The organism is Profundibacterium mesophilum KAUST100406-0324, from assembly GCF_009835145.1.
Classification (GTDB): Bacteria; Pseudomonadota; Alphaproteobacteria; order Rhodobacterales; family Rhodobacteraceae; genus Profundibacterium; species Profundibacterium mesophilum.
Genome location: NZ_APKE01000004.1, coordinates 46163 through 67444, shown reverse-complemented (window position 1 = coordinate 67444; position 21282 = coordinate 46163). Strand labels below are relative to the sequence as shown.

The window sequence follows — 21282 nt, the reverse complement described above, 5'->3', positions numbered from 1 at the left end:
AAGCCTGCACAGCCACGATGCCGTCTCGATCCTCACCGAGGGGCCGACATTCGCCGCATCGACCCTCGATCCGCGCCTCTTCGAAACGCTCTTCCATACAGGCTGAGCGCAGCGCGCAAGACTGGCGGATGAAGAACCCAAGGCAGGGGGACGGCGACGACGGGCGCGCTTGACAGCGCCGGGCGCGCGGATAAAGCCTGCGGGATGATCGATCTGCGCCCCATCGGACATGTCATCGGCTCTCTGGTCGTCGCCCTGGGGGCGACGATGCTGGTGCCGATGGTGGTCGATATCGCGGCGGGCAACGGCCATTGGGGCGTCTTCCTGCGCAGCGCGGTGATCACGGCGCTGACCGGCGGGCTGATCGCGATCGCCTGCGCCAACGGCGTTCAGCAGCGCCTTTCGATCCAGCAGACCTTCCTCCTGACGACGGGCGTCTGGGCCGCGCTTCCGATATTCGGGGCGATCCCTTTCATCGGCGGTGCGACCGATGCCTCGGTGGTGGACGCGATGTTCGAGGCCGTCTCGGGCCTCACCACCACCGGCTCGACCGTCTTCTCCGGGCTGGGCGAGATGCCGTCCGGGATCCTGCTCTGGCGCTCCATGCTGCAATGGTTCGGTGGCATCGGGATCATCGTCGTGGCGATGGTGTTCCTGCCCGAATTGCGGGTGGGCGGAATGCAGATTTTCCGCTCCGAGGCATTCGACACGATGGGGAAGATCCTGCCGCGCGCCGCCGAGATCGCAAGCCAGATCAGCTGGATCTATGTCGGTCTGACCTTCCTGTGCTTCCTGTCCTATCTCGCGGTGGGAATGAGCAGCTTCGAGGCGATCAACCATGCGCTCACCACCCTGTCGACCGGAGGATTCTCCACGCTCGACGCCTCCTTCGGCGCGTTCCAGGGCGCGCCGGAATATGTCGCCTCGGTCTTCATGATCCTCGCGAGCCTGCCCTTCGTGCGCTACGTGCAGATCATCGCCGGCACCGCCCGCCCCCTGCTCGTCGACGCGCAGATCAGGGCCTTCCTGATCGTCGTCGCCTCGATCGTCGGTGTGCTTGCCACCTTCCAGGTCTTCGCCGACGGGCGCGGCATCGAGGAAAGCCTGCGCGAGGCGCTCTTCAACGTCACCTCGATCGTGACCGGGACCGGGTATGCCAGCGTCGATTACCAGCTCTGGGGCGGTTTCGCGATGGTGACCTTCTTCTTCATCGGGCTGGTGGGGGGATGCGCTGGATCGACCTGCTGCTCGATCAAGATCTTCCGCTATCAGATCCTGTTCTCGGCGATCGGCACGCAGATCCGCCGCATCCACTCGCCGCATGGCCTGTTCACCCCCAAGTTTGCGGGACGCCCCGTGGATGAAGACGCGTTGAGCTCGGTGATGGCCTTCTTCGTGATCTTCGTCGTCTCGCTGGGGGTGCTGGCCGTGCTGCTGGCAATGACCGGGCTCGATTTCGTCACCGCCCTCTCCGGCGCCGCGACGGCGATCGCCAATGTCGGGCCGGGTCTCGGCGCGGTGATCGGACCGGCGGGAAATTTCAGCTCCCTGAACGAGACGGCGAAATGGCTGCTGATCGGCGGGATGCTGGTCGGACGGCTCGAATTGCTCGTGGTCTACGTTCTCTTCACGCGGCGGTTCTGGCGCAGCTGAGCAAGGCTTCGCGCGCAGCTGCCGCGCCGGCGGGGCAGGGCGCCCCCGGCGCGGCGGGCAAGCTCAGTTCCAGCAGCTCACGAGCACGGTCATCTTCGCCGCGCGGCGGGTCAGCTCGGCACGTCTCGGCCGGTCCTGCGGCGCCGGGGCGGTGGCGATCTCGTTGCGTGCCAGGACGGCACGGATCGTGGCCGCGTCCGCGGCGAGCGCCACGCCCTTGGGCAGGCTGCGCGCTCCGTCGGGCTGCGGCAGCAGGACACCGATCATCGCGCCCGAGGGATCGAGCAGCGGGCCGCCCGCGTCGCCCGGCCGGGCCGGCAGGTCCAGCCTGAGCATTCCTTCCTCGCCCTCGAGGCCGCTTGCCTGTTCGAGCGTGCCGGCAGTCAGGGATGGCGCGCCGAGCGCGCCTCCGAAGGAGTAGCCCGACAGGAGCACAGGACTCCCGGCCAGCGGTACGGTGGCGGCCAGAGCGGCGTGACCGCGCGGGACGGTGCGCGCCACGGGGCGCAGCAAGGCAAGACCTCCGCCGTCCTCGGCCCCGTCCCCCGCCTCGCCCCCGGACCCGCCCCCGGCATCGAGCAGCTCGGCCTCGATCTCGTCGCCAAGGGTGATGCGTCCGCAGGACTGCAGATCGCGCGCCGCGGTCAGCACCGTGCCATCGGCATCGACATGAACGCCGGACTGCACCCGCGCGGGGCGGCGAAGCTCGAGGCCTGCGAGCAGGTCGACCCCCCGCGGGGTATCCTCGGTGGCATCCACCGCCTCGAGGACGCCTGGCAGCATCTCGAAGCTGTCGATCATTGCATCCTCGACGCGGCTGCGGCGCGCCGCGTCACCGGCGGGCCAGACCAGCGTGAAGCCCTTGATGATGCCATCGCGCAGCCACACCTCGGTCCGCGATACCACCTCGTCCCCCTCGCCGATAATGCTGAAACTGTCCGGGGACAGGCTTCGCGCGCCGGTCTCGGGGACGATTCGCAAGGTCTGCATGATGTTGTAGAGCCCGCCGAGCGTCGTCCTGTCGCCCCTTCGGCTGATCAGGAGGACCTTGTGAGGCGCATCCTCGCCGACCGGCTCGTAATGGGCGAAGGGAGGCTGGTAGCGATCGAACGCAACGAGGCCCGCGGGCATCCGCACGGCGATCCCGGCCTGCGCATCGGTGATCGTCTCGAGCCCCAGCTCCTCGAGAAGGGCGGCCTGTGCCGCGCGCAGGGCGCCGCGCTGCGCAGTGGTCAGCACGCCGGTCGCATCGACCCCCTCGGCCTCTTGCCAGGCGCGCATCGCGCCGCGGGTTCCGGGACCGAAATCACCGTCGATCGGCCCGTCGTAGAAACCGGCCCAGCGCAAGGCGACCTGAAGCCGGCGGCGGGCGGCCTCGTCCAGTGTCCGCTCCGAGCGGCGTGCCTGCTCGAGGGTTTCGACGGGCGCTTCCGGGGCGTCGGCGCTGGCGGCATCCCGGGTGGCGGTCTGCGCGGGCGGCGCGGGAGGTGCGGCGGGCGTTTCGGGGCCGGCCTGCATCTCTTGCACGGCGGCGGCGTCCGGCGCGCCCTCGATCGGCCAGAACCGATCGGAAAAGCTGCTTCCATCGGTGACGAAGCTGTCGGCGGGGATCAGGCCGGAGCGCCGCAGCTCGCCGCGCAGGCGCCTGGCGGCATCAACGCTGGGAAGCGGTCCGATCACCACCGCATGCCAGCTCGAGCGCCCAAGGCGGAAGCCCGCGACATTCTCGATGCGGCGCGCGTATCCGCGTGCCGCATCGATGCCCTGCGCCGCGCCCGGGCGCGCCTCGATCTGTAGCCAGGCGGGCTGCTGCGCGAGGACGCCCGTCCCCCAGAAGACAAGGAGCACGAAGGCAAGGGGGCGAAGAAGTGCGGGCATGACGGGTTACCTGTTCACTGTGCGAGAGAGGGAGACGGCGATGCTTCTGGCGGTTCTGGTCCGGCGGCGCAAGCCATGGCGGATGGGGCGGGGCGTGATTGACCCTTCTGGCCCATCTGCCTATGCAGGACGCGCCCCCGCCATCCGCCACGGTGACGGGTGCCGCGCAAACGCAAAGGACCCCGCCCGATGGACAAGCCGCGCAGCTTTCAGCAGATCATCCTGAACCTGCAGACCTACTGGGCCGCGCAGGGCTGCGCCGTGCTGCAGCCCTATGACATGGAGGTCGGGGCCGGTACGTTCCACCCCGCCACCACATTGCGCGCGCTCGGCAGCCGTCCCTGGGCCGCGGCCTACGTGCAGCCCTCCCGGCGGCCCACCGACGGGCGCTACGGCGAAAACCCCAACAGGTTGCAGCATTACTACCAGTACCAGGTGCTCATCAAACCCTCGCCGCCCGATCTCCAGGAGCTCTATCTCGGCTCTCTGCGGGCGATCGGCATCGACGATGCGCTGCATGACATCCGCTTCGTCGAGGACGATTGGGAAAGCCCGACGCTGGGCGCATGGGGCCTTGGCTGGGAGGTCTGGTGCGACGGCATGGAAGTGTCGCAGTTCACCTACTTCCAGCAGGTCGGCGGCCATGACTGCCGCCCCGTCTCCGGCGAGCTGACCTACGGGCTGGAGCGGTTGGCGATGTATGTGCTGGGCGTCGATCACGTCATGGACATGCCCTACAACGATCCCGATGCGCCGATCGCGCTCAGTTACGGCGACGTGTTCCGCCAGACGGAGGCGGAATATTCGCGCTGGAATTTCGACATCGCCGACACCGACACGCTCTTGCGCCATTTCGAGGATGCCGAGGCCGAAGCGGCACGCATCCTCGATGCGCCGGCCCTCGATCCGCGCAGCGGGCGGCAGATCATCATGGCCCATCCCGCCTATGACCAGTGCATCAAGGCGAGCCATATCTTCAACCTGCTCGATGCGCGCGGCGTGATTTCCGTCACCCAGCGGCAGGCCTATATCGGCCGGGTGCGGGCGCTTGCCAAGCGCTGCGCCGATGCCTTCGTGGCCACGGAGGCCGGCGGCGCCAGGGGGGCGGATGAGAGCGGGCGCGGCGATGGGGACGGGCAAGCGGCATGAGCGGCAAGCTCTTCGCCGCGATCCTCGCTGCGCTGGCGATCATCACGGGCGTGTCGGTCTACTACCTGCAGGTCTACGGCTATTACGACGAGGTCACACCCGATCCCGCGGGCCTCGTGCCGGATGGCGGCGCGAACCCGCAGCTCGGGGCGCTGCGCGCCATCGATGCCGACAGCTCGCCGCTGCGGTTCAGGGCCTGCTTCACCATCGCCGATCCCGACGCGATGATCGTGGGGGCCGAGCCCTATGCGGGGGCGGTTCCCCTGACGGCGCCGGGCTGGTTCGACTGCTTCGATGCGGCCGACATCACCGAGGCGCTGGCGGAGGGCGAGGCGCAGGCCTGGCTCGTCGCCAAGAACATCGAGTTCGGGGTCGACCGCATCATGGCGCTCTATCCCGACGGCCGGGCCTATGTCTGGCACCAGTTGAACAATTGCGGCGAGATGGCCTATGACGGCACCCCCGTCGGCGAGACCTGCCCACCGCGCAAGGAGACCGAGTGATGCCCGATCTGTTGATCGAACTGTTTTCCGAGGAAATCCCGGCCCGGATGCAGGCGCGCGCGAGCGCCGATCTGAAGCGCATGGTCACCGACGGTCTCGTCGAGGCCGGCCTGACCTATGCCCATGCGGGCGGTTTCGCGACCCCGCGCCGACTGGTGCTGGCGCTCGAGGGGCTGACGGCGCGCTCCCCCGACACGCGCGAAGAGCGCAAGGGCCCCAAGGTCGGCGCGCCCGACAAGGCGGTGGAGGGCTTCGCGCGGGGGGCCGGCGTGGAGCGTGCGGCCCTGCAGACCCGCGCCGACAAGAAGGGCGAGGTCTATTTCGCACTCATCGAGCGCCCCGGCCGCCCGGCCGCCGAGATCGTGGCCGAGGTGCTGGAGACGACCGTGCGCGGCTTTCCCTGGCCCAAGTCGATGCGCTGGGGCAGCGGCAGCCTGACCTGGGTGCGCCCGCTGCATTCGATCCTGTGTCTTCTGCATGACGAGGCGGGAGCCGAGACCGTGGCGCTCGAGATCGACGGGATCCGCGCCGGCGACAGCACGCGCGGTCACCGCTTCATGGCGCCGGCCGAGTTCGTGGTCACCTCCTTCGAGGATTACACCGCCAAGCTGCGGCGCGCGAAGGTCATGCTCGATCCGCAGGAGCGGGCCGACGCGATCCGCAACGAGATGGGCAACCTCGCCTTCGCCGGGGGGCTGGAGCCGATCGAGGATCCGGCCCTCCTGTCCGAAGTCGCGGGGCTGGTGGAATGGCCGGTGCCGCTGATGGGCCGGATCGACGAGGCGTTTCTCGACCTGCCGCCCGAGGTGCTGCAGACCTCGATGCGCGAGCATCAGAAGTTCTTCTCGCTGCGCGCCAAGTCCGGGCAGATCACCGGCTTCGTCACCGTGGCGAACCGCGAGACCGCCGATGACGGCGCCACTATCCTCGCCGGCAATCTCAAGGTGCTGGCCGCGCGCCTGTCCGATGCCAAGTTCTTCTGGGAGAACGACCTGCGGGTTGCGCGAGACGAGAAGATGGCGCCATGGACCGCCGCGCTGGAGCGGGTGACCTTCCATGCCAAGCTCGGCACGCAGGCCGAGCGCATCGCGCGCATCACCGCGCTCGCACGCGAGATCGCGCCGCAGATCGGCGCCGATGCGGACCCCGCAGAGGAGGCCGCCGGCATCGCCAAGCGCGATCTGGCGTCGGAGATGGTCTACGAGTTTCCCGAGCTGCAGGGCCTGATGGGCCGCTACTACGCCGAGGCCGCGGGCCATTCCGCCGAGATCGCCGCGGTGGCGCAGGAGCATTACCAGCCGCTCGGCCCCTCCGACGACGTGCCTTCCGCGCCGCTCTCGGTGGCCGTCGCCCTCGCCGACAAGATCGACATGCTGACCGGCTTCTGGGCGATCGAGGAGAAGCCGACGGGCTCCAAGGACCCCTACGCGCTGCGCCGCGCCGCGCTTGGCGTGATCCGGCTCGTGCTCGAGAACCGTCTGCGCCTGCCGCTGATGCCGCTCATCGAGGGGCGCGCCGGCGATGCGGGCGATCTTCTGTCCTTCTTCCATGACCGGCTGAAGGTCTACCTGCGCGAGCAGGGCGTGCGCCATGACGTGATCGACGCCTGCCTTGCGATGCCGGGAACGGACGATCTGGCGCGGCTCGTCGCACGGGCGCGCGCGCTTTCCGATTTCCTCGGGACCGAGGATGGCGGCAACCTGCTGCAGGGCTTCAAGCGGGCCGCGAACATCCTCGCGCAGGCCGAGCAGAAGGACGGTGTCGAATACAGTTTCGGTGCCGATCGCAAATTCGCCGAGAAGAGCGAGGAAACCGCGCTTTTCGACGCGCTCGATGCCGCCGAGCCGGCAATCTCCGAAGCGCTGGAGCGCGAGGATTTCGAGGCCGCCATGCGCCAGCTGGCCGCCCTTCGCGCGCCGATCGACGCTTTCTTCGAGGCGGTGCAGATCAATGCCGAGAGCCAGATCATGCGGCGCAACAGGCTCAACCTGCTCAGCCGTATCCGCGGCCTTTGCCTGAATGTCGCCGATCTGACGCGTATCGAAGGGTAGGATCGAGGTCGCAGTTGCGCATCTCGCCGCCTGCCCTATCCTGCGGGCGCGAGGAGTGCCGCAGTGCAGAAAGATCAAAAGCCCATCGAGCCTTTGCTCATCACCCCCGACGCGCCGGTGCTCGGGGGGGTGCATGGCGGCCGGGCGAAATGCCTGCAACGGCTGGTCCGGCTGGGATTGCCCGTCCCCCCGACCGTCGCGCTCGACTTCGCCGCGGTGCGCGGCATCGCGTCAGGGGCCTATGTCGACGGCGGCGCGCTGCTGGAGGCCTTCGCGCCCGATGCGCTGGTCTCGGTGCGGCCCTCGAGCGAGGATCCCGATTGGGGCGGGCCGGGGACCATCCTCAATATCGGCATGAACGATGCGCGCCACGCGGCGCTCGCCGCACGCCTGGGCCGGGGCGCGGCGGACGCGCTCTACCGGCGGTTCATCCAGTCCTACACCGCCCATGTCGCGCGGCTCGATCCCGATCTTCACAGCGGCGCGGGTGACATTCGCGAGATGCTCGCCGCTTTCGAAGCGGAGATGGACGAGCCCTTCCCCCAATCGCCCGGACGCCAGCTCGCCGAGGTGCTGCGCGCGATGGCACAGGCCTGGGAGGGCACCAGCGCGCGGCTCCTGCGGCAGGCCAAGGGCGCGCCGCCCGATGCCGGCCTCGGCCTCGTGGTGCAGGCGATGGCCCTTGGCGTCGGCGATCCCGCCGGCGGCGAGAGCGGCGCGGGGGTGATCCAGTTCGTCAGCTCCTCGACGGGCGAGCCGCGCGTGACCGGTCGCTATCTTGGCCAGAGCCAGGGGCGCGAGGCGCTGGGGGCGGGGGGCAGGGCGCTCTATCTGACCCGCGATCCGCGCGGCCCGTCGCTCGAGGACCTGTGCCCCGATCTCTTCGACAGCCTGCAAGATCACGGCCTGCTGTGCCGCAGGCGCCTGCGCGAGGAGATGCAGATCGAGTTCGTGATCCATCACGGCGCGCTGTGGATACTCGATGCCGTGCGCGTACGCCGCTCCTCGCGCGCGGCGGTGCGCATCGCGGTCGATCTGGCCACGGACGGGGTGATCCCGCAATTCGAGGCGGTGCTCAGGATCGAGCCGCGGGCGCTCAACGATCTTTTGCACCGGCAGGTCGATCCGGACGCGGTTCTCGATCGGTTCGGAAATGGCATCGCGGCGAGCCCCGGCGCGGCCACCGGACGGATCGTGTTCAGCGCCCGCGCCGCGCAGGCAAGCGCCGCGCGCGAGGAGCCTTGCATCCTCGTGCGGCGCGAGACCAAGCCGGAGGATGTGCGCGGCATGCATGTCTCCGCCGGCGTCCTGACCGAGCGCGGCGGGGTGACGAGCCATGCGGCGATGATCGCGCGGGGGCTCGGGCTGCCGGCGGTGGTGGGCGCCTCGAAGCTGCATCTCGATCACAAGGCCGGAACCCTGACCACCGAGGATGGCAGGGTGCTCGGCGAGGGCGACGTGATTACCATCGACGGATCGAGCGGGTCGCTGATCACGGGGGCGGCGCCGCTTCTGGAGCCGGTCCTCGATGATGCGTTCCGCAGCCTTCTGGGCTGGGCCGACGCGCTGCGCGATATCGGCGTGCGGGCCAATGCCGACACGCCCGCCGAGGCGGTAATGGCGCGCCGCTTCGAGGCGGAAGGGATCGGGTTGTGCCGCACCGAGCACATGTTCTTCGAGGAGGACAGGCTCACGGTAATGCGCGAGATGATTTTCGCCGAACGCCCCGAGGACCGCGCCGCTGCGCTTGAGCGGCTGCTGCCGGTGCAGCGTGCCGATTACTCGGAGCTTTTTCGCATCATGGACGGCTACCCGGTCTGCATCCGGCTGCTAGACCCGCCGCTGCACGAGTTCCTGCCGGCGGACCGGGCCGGGATGCTCGACCTGGCGCGGGCGCTGGGCCTGCCGCTTTCGCAGGTGGCCGACAGGATCGCCGCGCTGAGCGAGCTGAACCCGATGCTCGGGATGCGCGGCGTGCGGCTCGGCATCGCCGTTCCCGAGATCTATGCGATGCAGGCGCGCGCCATCTTCGAGGCCGCCGTGCAGGGTGAATCGGCTGCCGTGCCGGAGGTGATGATCCCGCTCGTCTCGGCCCGGCGCGAGGTGGAGCTGGTCAAGGCGCAGATCGACGGCGTGGCCGCGGCCGTGCGCAGCGAGACGGGGCGCGCCTTCGACTACCGCCTCGGGGTCATGGTCGAGACGCCACGCGCCGCCCTGCGCGCGGGCGATATCGCCGAATCAGCCATGTTTCTCAGTTTCGGCACGAATGACCTGACGCAGATGACCTACGGGCTCAGCCGCGACGATGCCGGCCATTTCATGAATGCCTATGTCTCGCGCGGCGTGTTCGACGAGGATCCCTTCCTCAAGCTCGACATGGAAGGGGTAGGCGAGCTTCTGAGCATCGGCGCCGCACGCGGACGCGCAGTGCGCCCCGACATCATCCTGTCGGTCTGCGGCGAGCATGGCGGCGATCCTGACAGCATTGCCTTCTGCCGCAACGCAGGCTTCAGCTACGTCTCCTGCTCGCCCTTCAGGGTGCCCCTCGCGCGGCTGGCGGCCGCGCATCTCGCAATTCGCGACAGCCGCAATCTCGGCAATAAAATGCCACAATAGGCAAGTTCCCGCCGTCCTGCGACGCGGGGTTTGTTTTGCGATTAAGCAACAGGTAAACCGTCCCCGCTATCGGAAACGGGCTTCTGCAACCCGTTGAACTACCGAATGAGACTTGGGGGACACATGAACTTGACGCGCCTGACGCGCGCCGTTGCCTTATGCACGGCTTTTTCCACCGCGCCGCTTACTGCCCATTCCGACATTATCATGAGCCAATCGAACGATCCGAGTGTTCAGCTCAATCGCAATCTCGACACCCTGCTGGGCGCATCCCGCCCCGAGGTCGAGGCCCGGACCGGTAACCTGCTGCCACAGGTTCTCGTGCCCCGCAACGATCCCGAACCCGCACCCGCGATCACCGCCGCGACCCTGTCATCTGCCGCGCCCGCCGCGGGGGGCAAGCAGTGGGAATGCCTGACCGAGGCGCTCTATTTCGAGGCCCGGGGCGAGACGATCGCCGGCATCACCGCCGTTGCCGAAGTGATCCTCAACCGCGTGGATAGCAAAAGGTTCCCCAAGACGGTCTGCGGTGTCGTCAACCAGGGGACGGGGCGCAAGTACCAGTGCCAGTTCTCCTATGCCTGTGACGGCCGCGCCGAGGTGGTCCATGAGAAGAAGGCCTGGCGCAAGGTCGGCAAGATCGCGGCGATGATGCTCGATGGCGCGCCGCGCAAGCTGACCCGCGGCGCCACGTTCTATCATACCAAGCAGGTCTCCCCGAGCTGGTCGCGCAGTTTCGACAAGACCGCGACCATCGGCGCGCATATCTTCTATTCCCTGGGGTGATCCCGCGCTTGCCGCCGCGACGCGGCAGCACCAGACATCGACCGGCCCGCCGCGCACTTTCGTTCGGCGGGCTTGCGCGTTATGCGGGGCGTGCTGGCCAAGGAGTGGGACGATGCCGAACGAGACCCGTCATGCTTTCGAGCATCCCGAAGTCCGTGCCGAGGCCACGAGCACGCAGCCGCTCGACCGGATCTCCCTGCGCGACCATGTCGTCGAGGTCGAGATCGGTGCCTTCCAGCTCGAGCGCGGCACCACCCAGCGCGTCTGCTTCAACCTCGTCGTGGAGGTCGCGCCGCACGATGCCGCGCGCACCGACGACGTGGACCGCATCCTGAGCTACGACACGCTGCTCGAGGCGATTGCCGCCGAGCTCGAGGCGGAGCGTCTCAACCTGCTGGAAACCCTTGCCGAGCGCATCGCCGAGCGAATCCTCCGCGCACCGCAGGCACAGCGCTGCTTCGTGCGGATCGAGAAGCTCGACCGTGGCCCGGGCGCGCTCGGCGTGGAGATCGTGCGCAGCGCGGCGAAGCGCGAGATCGATGCGTCCATGCCGTCCGGGACGCCGGCCCCGACGGTCGTCTACCTGTCCAACAGCGCCATCGCGAGCCCCGCGCTCGCCGGCTGGCTCGATGCGCTGGTGGCGCGGGGCGCGCCGGCGATCCTGTGCGTGGGTCCGGGCGATCTGCCGCGTCCGCGCGCCGAACAAGCCGCGGCCCAGCGCAGGATCGACCTCCTGGCGATCGAGCAGAACGCCTGGGTCCTCGCGGGGCGCGACAGGCGATGCGTCGTGGTCGGCACCAGGACCGAGCTCGACTGGTCGATGCGCCATGACCAGATCACCGTCTGGGCGCCCTCGAAGCTGGTGCTCGACAGCGTGCGCCCGCCCGGTGCGGGGGCCGGGGATGGCCCGGCACTGGCCGCATGGTTCGCGCGGCTCATGCAGGCCCGCGCGCTCCTCTTTGTCGGGGCGGACGCGCCGCGCGAGGCGGGCGGCGGGGAGGGGTTGGCCGCGATCCCCGTGGCGGCCAGCGCCTCCGATGATCCCGCGCTGCCGGCGGACCCGGTTCCGCCCCGATCCGGCCCATCCAACTCCGCGCGGGGGACGGAACGATGAGCGTGCTCTACCGCCCGCTGGTCCAGTCCGGCCCGGTCCGGCCCGAAAGCGCCCTGACGCTGGCCGGCGGCTGGTGCTGGTTCACCCATGTCGAGCGGATCGCGCCGGGCACGCGGGAGGTGATCGAGGCGCGGGACATGCCGGGGGAGGCGCGGCGGCGCCTCACCGCGCCCCGCGCTCCGCTGGGCCAGCTCACGCTGGATCGCCCGCGCATCATGGCGATCCTCAACACCACGCCCGACAGCTTCTCCGATGGCGGTCTTCATGACGGCGAGCAGAAGGCGGCCGAGGGCGCGCATGCGCTGATCGAGGCGGGGGCCGACATCCTCGATATCGGCGGGGAATCGACCCGCCCCGGCGCCAGTCCCGTCGCGCTCGAGGAGGAGACGGCGCGCACCGAGCCCGTGATCGCGGCCCTCGCCGCGCGCTGGCCGGGCCTGATCTCGATCGATACGCGCAACGCGCCCGTCGCGCTGGCCGCGGCGCGGGCTGGGGCGGGCCTGCTGAACGACGTCTCCGCCATGCTGCACGATCCCGAGATGGCCGAGGTTGCCCGCGCGCGGGCACTTCCCATCTGCCTGATGCATTCGCAGGGCGATCCGCAGACGATGCAGGCCGATCCGCGCTACGACGATGTGCTGTGCGAAGTCTACGCCCATCTGGAGGAGCGTGTCGCGGCGGCAGTGGCGGCGGGGATCGCCCGCGAGCGGATCGTCGTCGATCCGGGCATCGGTTTCGGCAAGACGCTCGAGCACAATCTTGCCTTGCTCGCGCGCATCTCGGTGTTTCACGGTCTGGGCTGCGCGATCCTGCTCGGGGCCTCGCGCAAGCGCTTCATCGGCACGCTGGGCGGGGCGCCCGACGCGGCAGATAGAATGCCCGGATCGATCGCCGTGGCCCTCGCCTGCATTGCGCAGGGGGTTCAGATCGTCCGGGTCCATGATATGGCCGCGACACGCCAGGCCGTGACCCTGTGGCAAAGCTCGATTGACGGAGAAGCATCGTGAACCGGAAACTTTTTGGAACCGACGGGGTGCGCGGCACCGCCAACAGCGCACCGATGACCGCCGAGATGGTGATGCGGCTCGGCGCGGCGGCGGGGCGGTATTTCCGGCGCCATGACGACACGACCGTGCACCGCGTGGTGATCGGCAAGGATACGCGGCTGTCGGGCTACATGTTCGAGAACGCGCTGACGGCCGGCTTCACCTCGTCGGGGATGAACGTGCTGCTGCTCGGCCCGGTGCCAACCCCGGCGGTCGGGATGTTGACCACCTCGATGCGCGCCGATGTGGGCGTGATGATCTCGGCCAGTCACAATCCGCATTACGACAACGGCATCAAGTTCTTCGGGCCCGACGGCTTCAAGCTCAGCGACGAGGCGGAGGCGCGGATCGAAGAGCTTGTCGAAAGCGGCGTGGCCCCGGCGCAGGCGGCCAATATCGGGCGGGCCAAGCGGATCGACGACGGGCGCGCGCGCTACAATGAGCGTGTGAAGTTCACCTTCCCGACCGGTCAACGGCTCGACGGGATGAAGGTGGTCGTCGACTGCGCCAACGGCGCGGCCTACCGCGCGGCGCCCGAAGTCCTGTGGGAGCTGGGCGCCGAGGTGATCGCCATCGGCGTGACGCCCGACGGACGCAACATCAACGACGGCTGCGGCTCCACCGCGCCGCAGGCCGCATCGCGGGCGGTGCTCGAGAACGGCGCCGATATCGGCATCTGCCTCGATGGAGACGCGGACCGTGTGATGCTGATCGACGAGACCGGGCGGGTCGCCGACGGTGATCAGATCATGGCGCTTTTCGCGGCGCGCTGGGCGGCCGAGGACCGCCTTGCCGGGCGCACGCTGGTGGCCACGGTCATGAGCAATCTCGGGCTCGAGCGCTACCTGCGCGAGCAGGGGATCGACCTGCATCGCACCGGTGTCGGGGACCGCTACGTGGTCGAGGCGATGCGCGCCGGCGGCTTCAACCTCGGCGGCGAGCAATCGGGCCATATCGTGATGACCGACCATGCCACCACCGGCGACGGGCTGATCGCCGGGTTGCAGTTCCTTGGAGAAATGGTGCGGACCGGGCGCCGTGCCTCCGAGCTGACGCGGAGCTTTTCGACCGTGCCGCAGCTGCTCAGGAACGTGCGCTACAGAGGTGATGTCGATCCGCTTGACGACCCGTCCGTGCGCGAGGAGATCGCCGCGGCGGAAAAGCGGCTTTCGGGGAACGGACGCCTGCTGATCCGCAAGTCGGGAACCGAGCCGCTGATCCGCGTCATGGCCGAATCGGAGGATGACGGCCTTCTGAACGAGGTCGTCGGCAGCATCGTGGACAAGGTGGAGCGGGCATCCGACGCGGCCGGGTAGGCCGGCCGTCATTCCCCCGCGCGCGCTTTGTCAGGCCCCGCCGCGAAAAAGGCGGCGCAGCGCGCCCCATTGGCTCGTGGCCAGCCCCGCGAGGATCAGCGCGAGCGCCGCGAAGAAGCGCAGCGGCAGCGCCTCCGACAGAAGCAGGGCGCCGAAGCCCATCGACCAGAGCGGCACCTGGTAGTTGACCAGCGTCATGAAGACGGATCCGGCGCTTCGGATCACCTGCACCCGGATCAGCGCGGCAAGCGCCGTGGGCACGAGGCCGAGGAAGACGAGCGCGTAATCCGAGAGCGTGCCGGTGATCCTCGGTGCCCCTTCCACCACGAACATCAGCGGCACGAGGACGACCGTACCGATGCCCAGCGTCAGGGCCGACAGGGTGATCGCGTCAACCACCGGGCAGCGCCGCGTGAGGATCGAGGCCACCACGTAGGACAGCGCCGCGGCGAGACAGGCGAGCCGGCCCAATGCCTCGGCGCCGTCCGGCCCGGCGCCGCCCTGCGACAGCCCGCCACCCAGGAGGATCGCCGCTCCCGAAAAGCCGAGGATGACCCCGGCAAGGCGGCGCAACGACAGGGGTTCGTCGGAGAAGAAATGCGCCAGCGGCAGCACGAAGAGCGGCAGCGCGGCCATCGAAAGCCCGGCGAAGGCCGAAGGGACATGCTGCTGGCCCCAGCTGAGCAGGAAGAAGGGCAGCGCGGTCGAGAGCAGCCCGATCGGCACCGCGAAGGCCCAGACCCTGCGATCGCGCGGCAGCGGACGGCGCAGCACGGCCATCAGCGCGGCGAGGGCTGCGGCGCCGAGCCCGGTGCGTGCGGCGGCCACGGTAAGCGGGCCGTGATCGCGCAGGGCGACGGAGACCACCATGAACGTGCCGCCCCAGATGACGCCGAGCAGCAGGATCGAGGCCCAGTTCTGCGCGGTGGGGGCCGAGGTCATGGACGTGGCGATCGGATGGTCATGGGGTGGGGGTCTTTCGCAGGCAGCGATCGCCGCGGCATGCGGCAGGCCATCGGGCCTATGCCCGAAAGATGCAGGTTAAGGAAGGTCCGGAGCGATCCGGGGGGCAGAGCGGCCGTCCCCGGATCGCGGCCCGCCCGCCATGCGGAACATGGCGTGCGGAAATGCTCAGTTCTTGGACTTGTCGACCATGCGGCCTGCGGAGATCCACGGCATCATGCCGCGCAGCTTCTCGCCGACCTGCTCGATCTGGTGTTCGTCGTTGAGGCGGCGCGTGGCCTTGAACGAGGGCTGGCCCACGGCGTTTTCCTGCATGAAGTCGCGCACGAACTTGCCGTTCTGGATATCCGTCAGCACGTCCTTCATGCGCTTCTTGGTCTCGTCATAGGGCAGGATGCGCGGGCCCGAGACATACTCGCCATACTCGGCCGTGTTCGAGATCGAGTAGTTCATGTTGGCGATGCCGCCCTCGTAGATCAGGTCCACGATCAGCTTCACCTCGTGCAGGCACTCGAAATAGGCCATCTCGGGCTCGTAGCCGGCCTCGACCAGGGTCTCGAAGCCCATGCGGATCAGCTCCACGAGGCCGCCGCAGAGAACGGCCTGCTCACCGAAGAGGTCGGTTTCGCATTCTTGGCGGAAGTTGGTCTCGATGATGCCGGAGCGGCCGCCACCGATGGCCGAGCAATAGCTCAGGCCGATTTCCATGGCCTTGCCGGACGCGTCCTGGTGGACCGCCACGAGGCAGGGAACGCCGCCGCCCTTGACATACTCGCCGCGCACCGTGTGGCCGGGGCCCTTGGGCGCCATCATGATGACATCGACGCCGGCCTTGGGCTCGATCAGGCCGAAATGTACGTTCAGGCCGTGGGCGAAGGCGATGGCCGCGCCTTCCTTGAGATTGTCATGGACATGCTTGCGATACACCTCGGCCTGCAGCTCGTCGGGCATGGTGAACATGATCAGGTCGCACCAGGCGGCGGCTTCCTCGATCCCCATCACCTGCAGGCCCTCGCCCTCGGCCTTCGCGCGGCTCGGCGAGCCTTCGCGCAGCGCCACGACAAGGTTCTTGGCGCCCGAATCGCGCAGGTTCAGCGCATGGGCATGGCCCTGGCTGCCATAGCCCAGGATCGCGACCTTCTTGTCCTTGATCAGGTTGATGTCGCAATCGCGGTCATAATAAACGCGCATGGCGCTGTCCTTTCAGTAACTGTGCGGAGCGGAAGATACGCAGCCTTCCACCCCGCGTCACCACTAGTTCCGCATGTTTTGTACCGCTCGGACGCTTTTTCTATTTGCTGGAGTTCAGCTTCGTATAAATACCTATGCTCGATGATACGGACAGGCGCCTGCTTCGCCAGCTTCAATCCGACCCTGCCGCGACGGTGCAGGCGCTTGCCGCGCGGGCCGGCGTCGGAGTCGCGATGGCCACCCGGCGCTTCGAGCGGCTGCGCCAGGCGGGAATATTGAAGGGGCAGCGCGGCGTCATCGACTGGACCGCCCTTGGCTATGCTGTCCGGGTCTCCTTGCGCTTCACGCTCGACAAGGCGCACCGGGATGCCTTCGACATGTTCCTCGCCGCCGCGAGGCAGGTGCCCGAGGTGGTGGAGATCCAGACCTTCCTGGGGCGGGTCGACGTGCGGCTGGCGGTGATCGCGCGCGACATGCCCCATTACCAGGACATCTACCGCAAGCGCATCCTCGCCCTGCCACATATCGCGGACATCGAATCCCTCATGCATGTCGCCACGATCAAGACCGACGAGCGCCTGCCGATATGAGCGCGCCACTGCTGCCCGACGAGACCGACCTCGCGATCCTGCGGGCGCTGCAGGCCGACGCCACCCGCTCGACCCCCGCACTCGGCCGTGAGCTGGGGCTCAGCCAGCCGGCCGTCTGGCGCCGCATCCGCCGTCTCGACGAGGCCGGCATCCTGGCGGGGCGGAAGCTCGATCTCGACCTCGAAGCCCTCGGATTCGGTGTAACGGTCTTTCTCGGGGTGAAGCTCGGCGCGCGCGGCCGTGTCAGCCTCGACGATTTCGAGCGGGCGATCACGGCTATCCCCGAGGTGCAGACGGTCGAGCATGTGCTCGGTCTCTACGATTACAGGCTCAGGGTCGTGGCCCGCGACCTTGCCGATTTCGAGCGCGTCCTGCGCCGCCGTGTGCTGACCCTTCCGGGGGTGGGCAATGTCGAGGCCAATGTCCTTCTGAGCGAGGAGCGTCTTGCCGGCCCCCTCTGAGGCGAACTTGCGACGATCGGCGCTCTTGTCCGGGCTGCCCGTTCGGGTAAGCAGGGCGGCAGTCTGAAAGGAGTTTTCCATGACCGCGCTGCGCAATGATATCGATCCAGACGGGCTGCTCGAATATTCCGTCGTCTTCACCGATCGCTCCCTCAACCACATGAGCGCCGCCTTCCAGGGGGTGATGTGCGATCTGTCGCGGATGCTGCGCGATGTCTATGGCGCCGACGGGGTGGCCCTGGTTCCGGGCGGCGGCACCTTCGCCATGGAAGCGGTCGCCCGGCAGCTTGCCACCGATCGCGAGGTGATGGTGATCCGCAATGGCTGGTTCTCCTATCGCTGGTCGCAGATCTTCGAGATGGGCGGCATTCCCTCCAAGGAGACCGTGCTGATGGCGCGGCGCACCGGCAACGATCCCAAGGCCCCCTTCGCGCCCGTCCCTATCGAAGAGGTCACCGCGCGCATCCGCGAGGAGCGCCCGCAGATGGTCTTCGCCCCGCATGTCGAGACCAGTTCGGGCATGATCCTGCCGGACGACTATCTGGGCGCGGTGTCGCAGGCCGTGCACGAGGTGGGCGGGCTCTTCGTGCTCGACTGCATTGCGTCGGGCTGCGTCTGGGTGGACATGAAGGCGACCGGCGTGGATGTGCTGATCTCGGCGCCGCAAAAGGGCTGGTCCGCCTCTCCCGCCGCTGGATGCGTGATGCTGAGCCAAGCGGCGCTCGAACAGGTGAAGGCCACGAAATCCTCGAGTTTCGCCGCCGATCTCGGCAAATGGCTGTCGATCATGGAAACCTACGAGAATGGCGGGCATGCCTATCACGCGACGATGCCGACCGATGCGCTGCGCGTCTTTCGCGACACGATGCGCGAGACCCGCGAGGAGGGGTTCGAGCAGCTTGCGCAGGCGCAGTGGCGGCAGGGGCGTGAGGTGCGCAAGATGCTCGCCGCCCGCGGTATCGCCTCCGTGGCCGCGCCGGGTTTCGAAGCGCCCGGCGTCGTGGTCAGCTATACCGACCGGGCGGATGTGAAGACCGGCAAGGCCTTCGCGGAACAGGGCATGCAGATCGCCGCCGGCGTGCCGCTGATGGTGGGCGAGGGTGAGGGGTTCGAGACCTTCCGTCTCGGCCTTTTCGGCCTCGACAAGCTGCGCGATGTGGATGCGAGCCTCGCCCGGCTGGACAAGGCGCTCGACGCGGTCTTCTAGGGCGGCATCTCAAGGGGCGGCCGTCATCGGGCGGCTGCCCGCGTCAGGCCGCGCCCCGTTCTGTTTCCCGTTCAGTCCCGGGTCCCGTCCGATCCCGCGCCCAGGCCCGCGCGCATCAGGCCGCGCCGCAGCGGCGCCGCGTCATGGGCGCAGCGCAGACCGGCCAGGCGCAGCTCCTGGACCGCGTCGATGCGCGACTGGCAGACCCTGTTGAAAAGATCGATCGCCGCCGCGCGCAGCGCCGTGTCGCGCTGACGCCGCGCCGCATAGGCGTCGAGCAGGGATCGCGCGCCCGGATCGGCGCCCGGCTCCAGCAGATCGAGCAGGCAATCCACGTCGCGCAGCGACGTGTTGAGCCCCTGCGCCCCGATCGGCGGCAGCACATGGGCCGCCTCGGCCATCAGCAGGCCCCGCTGGAAGGTCAGACGCCGCGCGGTCTGCGTGATTACCGGCCAGGACGCGATCGCCGTGATGGCGCGCATCGGGCCCAGCAGGTTCATCGAACGCAGGGCGAGCGCCTCCGACAATGCCTCCGGGGACATGTCCCGAAGCTCGATCGCGCGCCGCCCGTCATTCATCCACACGATCGCCGAGGCGGGCCTGCCCTCGTGATCGGGCAGGGGAACGGTGGTGAAGGCGCCGCCGCTGTTGTAGATCTCGCGCGAGACATTCTCATGCGCCCGCTCGTGCGTGACCGCGAAGGCAAGGGCCTTCTGGCCGTAACGGCGCTGCGTGACATCGATCCCCGCCGCTTCCCGAACCGCCGAGGCCCGACCGTCGGCGCCGATCAGCAAGCGCGTCTCGATCCGCGTTCCATCGTCGAGCCGCAGGATCGCCATGCCCTCACGCGTCGTCATCGCCGCGAAACTGCGCCCGAAGCGCAGATCGACGCCGTCCTGCTCCGAAAGATGGGCGGCCAGAAGAGCGCGCGCGCGCCAGTTCGGAACGTTCCAGCCGAAACAATCGAGCCCGAGCTCCCGGGCCGCGAAGCGGCGGGTATCGCGCAGCATCGGCGGCCAGCCGGCAGTGTCGCACAGCTCCAGCGCATCGAGCGGCGTCGCATGCGGGGCGAGCGCCTGCCACAGCCCAGTCGCATCGAGCAGCGCGCGCGCGGGCGCGAGATAGGCGGTCGAGCGCAGATCGGAGCCTGGCGCATCGTTCGTGGTGGGCGGCGGTGCGGGATCGAGCACGCAGACCTCGAAGCCCCGCGCCGCCAGCCCGGCGGCTGCCGTCAGCCCGGCAATGCCGGCCCCGGAGATCACGATGTCGAATTTTTGCCGGCTCATGACCGTGATCTAGGGCGGCGCGTGCCGGGTGCAAAGCCTTCACCGGCCAAGTGCGCAAGAAACTCGGCCAATGCGGATGTATGGTGGTGGATATGGGCCGCAGGGGCGGCCTGCGGGGCCACGTGTACGGTGCGCATCCCCATTTCGTGCGGCGCCAGAAGATTGCGCGGGTCGTCCTCGAACATCGCGGCGTTGCGCACGTCGAGCCCGTCGAGCAGCCAGATCGCATCGAAGGCGGCGCGGTCGGGCTTGGGCTTGTAGCCGGCATTCTCCACCCCGTAGACCGCGTCGAAGAGCCCGTCGAGCCCGCGCGCCTCGAGCACCCGGCGCGCATAGGGCGCCGAGCCGTTGGTATAGACGATCTTGCGCCCGGGCAGCGCGGCGATCGCCCCCGCGAGTGCCGGCTCGGCCGCGAGCCGCTCGAGGGAGATGTCGTGGACATCGACGAGGTAGGGATCGGGATCGACCCCGTGCTCGTGCATCAAGCCCGCCAGCGTCGTGCCGTAGGTCCGCCAGTAATGGTGGCGCAGGCGGTCGGCCTCGATGCGGTCCACGCGAAGGCTGCGCATCACGTAATCGACGATCTTGCGCTCGATCTGATCGAAGAGCCGCAATTCGGGCGCATAGAGCGTGTTGTCGAGATCGAAGACCCAGTGGGTCACATGCGAGAATAACGTGGTATCCATGGGCGCGCAGGCTAGGGCGCGGCGCTGCGCGGTGCAAGCGGCCGGCGCCGCGCCGGTCCGTGAGGGAGGCAACGCTTGCACAGGCGCCGCGGGCCGGATTACTCTGCGCCATTGCCTTTTTCGGAGGACCGATGGCCGAGCCCAGACAGCCGCAGAACGACGCCTATTCGCTGATCCTCGCGGCCATCGATCATGGAACCTACCGCCCCGGCGACCGCCTGGTCGAGAGCGAGCTTGCCGAGCGGTTCGGCGTCTCGCGCACCCCGATCCGCGAGGCGTTGCAGCGGCTCGAGACGCAGTCGCTCCTGGCGCGCGACGGGCGCAGCCTGATCGTCGCGTCGCTCGACCACAACCAGCTGGCCGAACTCTATGTCGTACGCACCGAGCTCGAGGGGCTCGCCGCCCGTCTCGCGGCCCGCCATGCCACCGCCGAGGAAGTGCGCGTGCTCAGCGCGATGGCCCGGGAGGACAGGGCGCTGATTGACGATCCCAACGCGCTCAGCCGCGCCAATCGCCGCTTCCACAAGCAGATCCATCTCGCGTCGCACAATCGCTACCTCGTGCAACAGCTCGACCTCGTGCACCGCTCGATGGCCCTTCTGGCCACGACATCCCTGGCCGTCGACGGGCGCGGTGCGGATGCGCTCGACGAACATGACCAGATCGTTGCGGCCATTGCCTCCGGAGATGGCGATGGTGCCTTCGAGGCGCTCAAGATGCATATTTCGAAGGCGTTCGAGACCAGGCTTCGCCACGACGCGGCCAGCGCACCGGGAGAGTGAGTGG

The 21282-nt window shown here is 68.6% G+C and carries 18 protein-coding genes; 13 read left to right on the top strand and 5 right to left on the bottom strand.

Translation table 11 applies throughout. The features are described from left to right. Window positions 1–204: 204 nt before the first annotated feature. Window positions 205–1653: a TrkH family potassium uptake protein gene (locus tag PMES_RS01555; protein WP_159963776.1), complete on the top strand. Its 1449-nt coding sequence runs from the start codon at window positions 205–207 to the stop codon at window positions 1651–1653. Window positions 1654–1716: 63 nt separating this feature from the next. On the opposite strand, the gene PMES_RS01550 is transcribed toward PMES_RS01555, so the two are convergent. Then, a complete protein-coding gene (locus PMES_RS01550) occupies window positions 1717–3531 on the bottom strand; it encodes a serine protease (protein WP_159963775.1) in 1815 nt (604 codons plus the stop codon). A gap of 189 nt (window positions 3532–3720) precedes the next feature. On the opposite strand from PMES_RS01550, the gene PMES_RS01545 reads away from it, so the two are divergent. From PMES_RS01545 to glmM, 8 genes are all read left to right on the top strand, one after another. Continuing rightward, window positions 3721–4680 carry a glycine--tRNA ligase subunit alpha gene (locus PMES_RS01545; protein WP_159963774.1) on the top strand — a complete coding sequence of 320 codons (960 nt, stop codon included), beginning with the start codon at window positions 3721–3723 and terminating at the stop codon, window positions 4678–4680. Then, window positions 4677–5183, top strand: a complete 507-nt coding sequence (locus tag PMES_RS01540; RefSeq protein ID WP_159963773.1) for a DUF6446 family protein — start codon at window positions 4677–4679, stop codon at window positions 5181–5183. Before PMES_RS01545 ends, PMES_RS01540 begins: the two co-directional genes overlap by 4 nt. Next, on the top strand, window positions 5183–7234 hold the full coding sequence (gene glyS / locus PMES_RS01535; protein ID WP_159963772.1) for a glycine--tRNA ligase subunit beta: 2052 nt from the start codon (window positions 5183–5185) through the stop codon (window positions 7232–7234). Before PMES_RS01540 ends, glyS begins: the two co-directional genes overlap by 1 nt. A gap of 63 nt (window positions 7235–7297) precedes the next feature. After that, window positions 7298–9850, top strand: a complete 2553-nt coding sequence (locus PMES_RS01530) for a putative PEP-binding protein (RefSeq protein ID WP_159963771.1) — start codon at window positions 7298–7300, stop codon at window positions 9848–9850. A 207-nt stretch (window positions 9851–10057) separates the two neighbouring features. Next, window positions 10058–10636, top strand: coding sequence for a cell wall hydrolase (locus PMES_RS01525; protein WP_159963770.1), 579 nt, complete (start codon window positions 10058–10060; stop codon window positions 10634–10636). 112 nt (window positions 10637–10748) lie between these two features. After that, window positions 10749–11750 carry a dihydroneopterin aldolase gene (locus PMES_RS01520; RefSeq protein WP_159963769.1) on the top strand — a complete coding sequence of 334 codons (1002 nt, stop codon included), beginning with the start codon at window positions 10749–10751 and terminating at the stop codon, window positions 11748–11750. After that, the gene (gene folP / locus PMES_RS01515) at window positions 11747–12757 is read left to right on the top strand and encodes a dihydropteroate synthase (RefSeq protein ID WP_159963768.1); all 1011 of its coding nucleotides are present in this window, start codon (window positions 11747–11749) and stop codon (window positions 12755–12757) included. The genes PMES_RS01520 and folP overlap by 4 nt, the downstream gene beginning before the upstream one ends. Continuing rightward, entirely contained in the window at window positions 12754–14112 is a 1359-nt protein-coding gene (glmM, locus tag PMES_RS01510; RefSeq protein ID WP_159963767.1) for a phosphoglucosamine mutase, read from the top strand. Before folP ends, glmM begins: the two co-directional genes overlap by 4 nt. A 30-nt stretch (window positions 14113–14142) precedes the next feature. Here glmM and PMES_RS01505 read toward each other — a convergent pair whose 3' ends face one another. Then, the gene (locus tag PMES_RS01505; protein ID WP_159963766.1) at window positions 14143–15054 is read right to left on the bottom strand and encodes a DMT family transporter; all 912 of its coding nucleotides are present in this window, start codon (window positions 15052–15054) and stop codon (window positions 14143–14145) included. A gap of 189 nt (window positions 15055–15243) precedes the next feature. Continuing rightward, window positions 15244–16266 (bottom strand): ketol-acid reductoisomerase, encoded by a 1023-nt coding sequence (gene ilvC, locus PMES_RS01500; protein WP_159963765.1) that lies wholly within the window; start codon window positions 16264–16266, stop codon window positions 15244–15246. 134 nt (window positions 16267–16400) lie between these two features. Here ilvC and PMES_RS01495 point away from each other — a divergent pair, with 134 nt between their 5' ends. From PMES_RS01495 to PMES_RS01485, 3 genes are all read left to right on the top strand, one after another. After that, window positions 16401–16856: an Lrp/AsnC family transcriptional regulator gene (locus tag PMES_RS01495; protein ID WP_159963764.1), complete on the top strand. Its 456-nt coding sequence runs from the start codon at window positions 16401–16403 to the stop codon at window positions 16854–16856. Next, window positions 16853–17317: an Lrp/AsnC family transcriptional regulator gene (locus PMES_RS01490; protein WP_159963763.1), complete on the top strand. Its 465-nt coding sequence runs from the start codon at window positions 16853–16855 to the stop codon at window positions 17315–17317. Before PMES_RS01495 ends, PMES_RS01490 begins: the two co-directional genes overlap by 4 nt. 79 nt (window positions 17318–17396) lie before the next feature. Next, window positions 17397–18524, top strand: coding sequence for an aminotransferase class V-fold PLP-dependent enzyme (locus PMES_RS01485; protein WP_159963762.1), 1128 nt, complete (start codon window positions 17397–17399; stop codon window positions 18522–18524). Window positions 18525–18595: 71 nt separating this feature from the next. Here PMES_RS01485 and PMES_RS01480 read toward each other — a convergent pair whose 3' ends face one another. Beyond that, a complete protein-coding gene (locus PMES_RS01480; RefSeq protein WP_159963761.1) occupies window positions 18596–19810 on the bottom strand; it encodes an FAD-dependent oxidoreductase in 1215 nt (404 codons plus the stop codon). Further along, window positions 19807–20496 (bottom strand): pyrimidine 5'-nucleotidase, encoded by a 690-nt coding sequence (locus PMES_RS01475; protein WP_159963760.1) that lies wholly within the window; start codon window positions 20494–20496, stop codon window positions 19807–19809. Before PMES_RS01475 ends, PMES_RS01480 begins: the two co-directional genes overlap by 4 nt. Window positions 20497–20627: 131 nt before the next feature. Between PMES_RS01475 and PMES_RS01470 the strand changes: the two genes are divergently transcribed. Then, the gene (locus PMES_RS01470) at window positions 20628–21278 is read left to right on the top strand and encodes a GntR family transcriptional regulator (protein ID WP_159963759.1); all 651 of its coding nucleotides are present in this window, start codon (window positions 20628–20630) and stop codon (window positions 21276–21278) included. The last annotated feature ends 4 nt before the right edge of the window (window positions 21279–21282 follow it).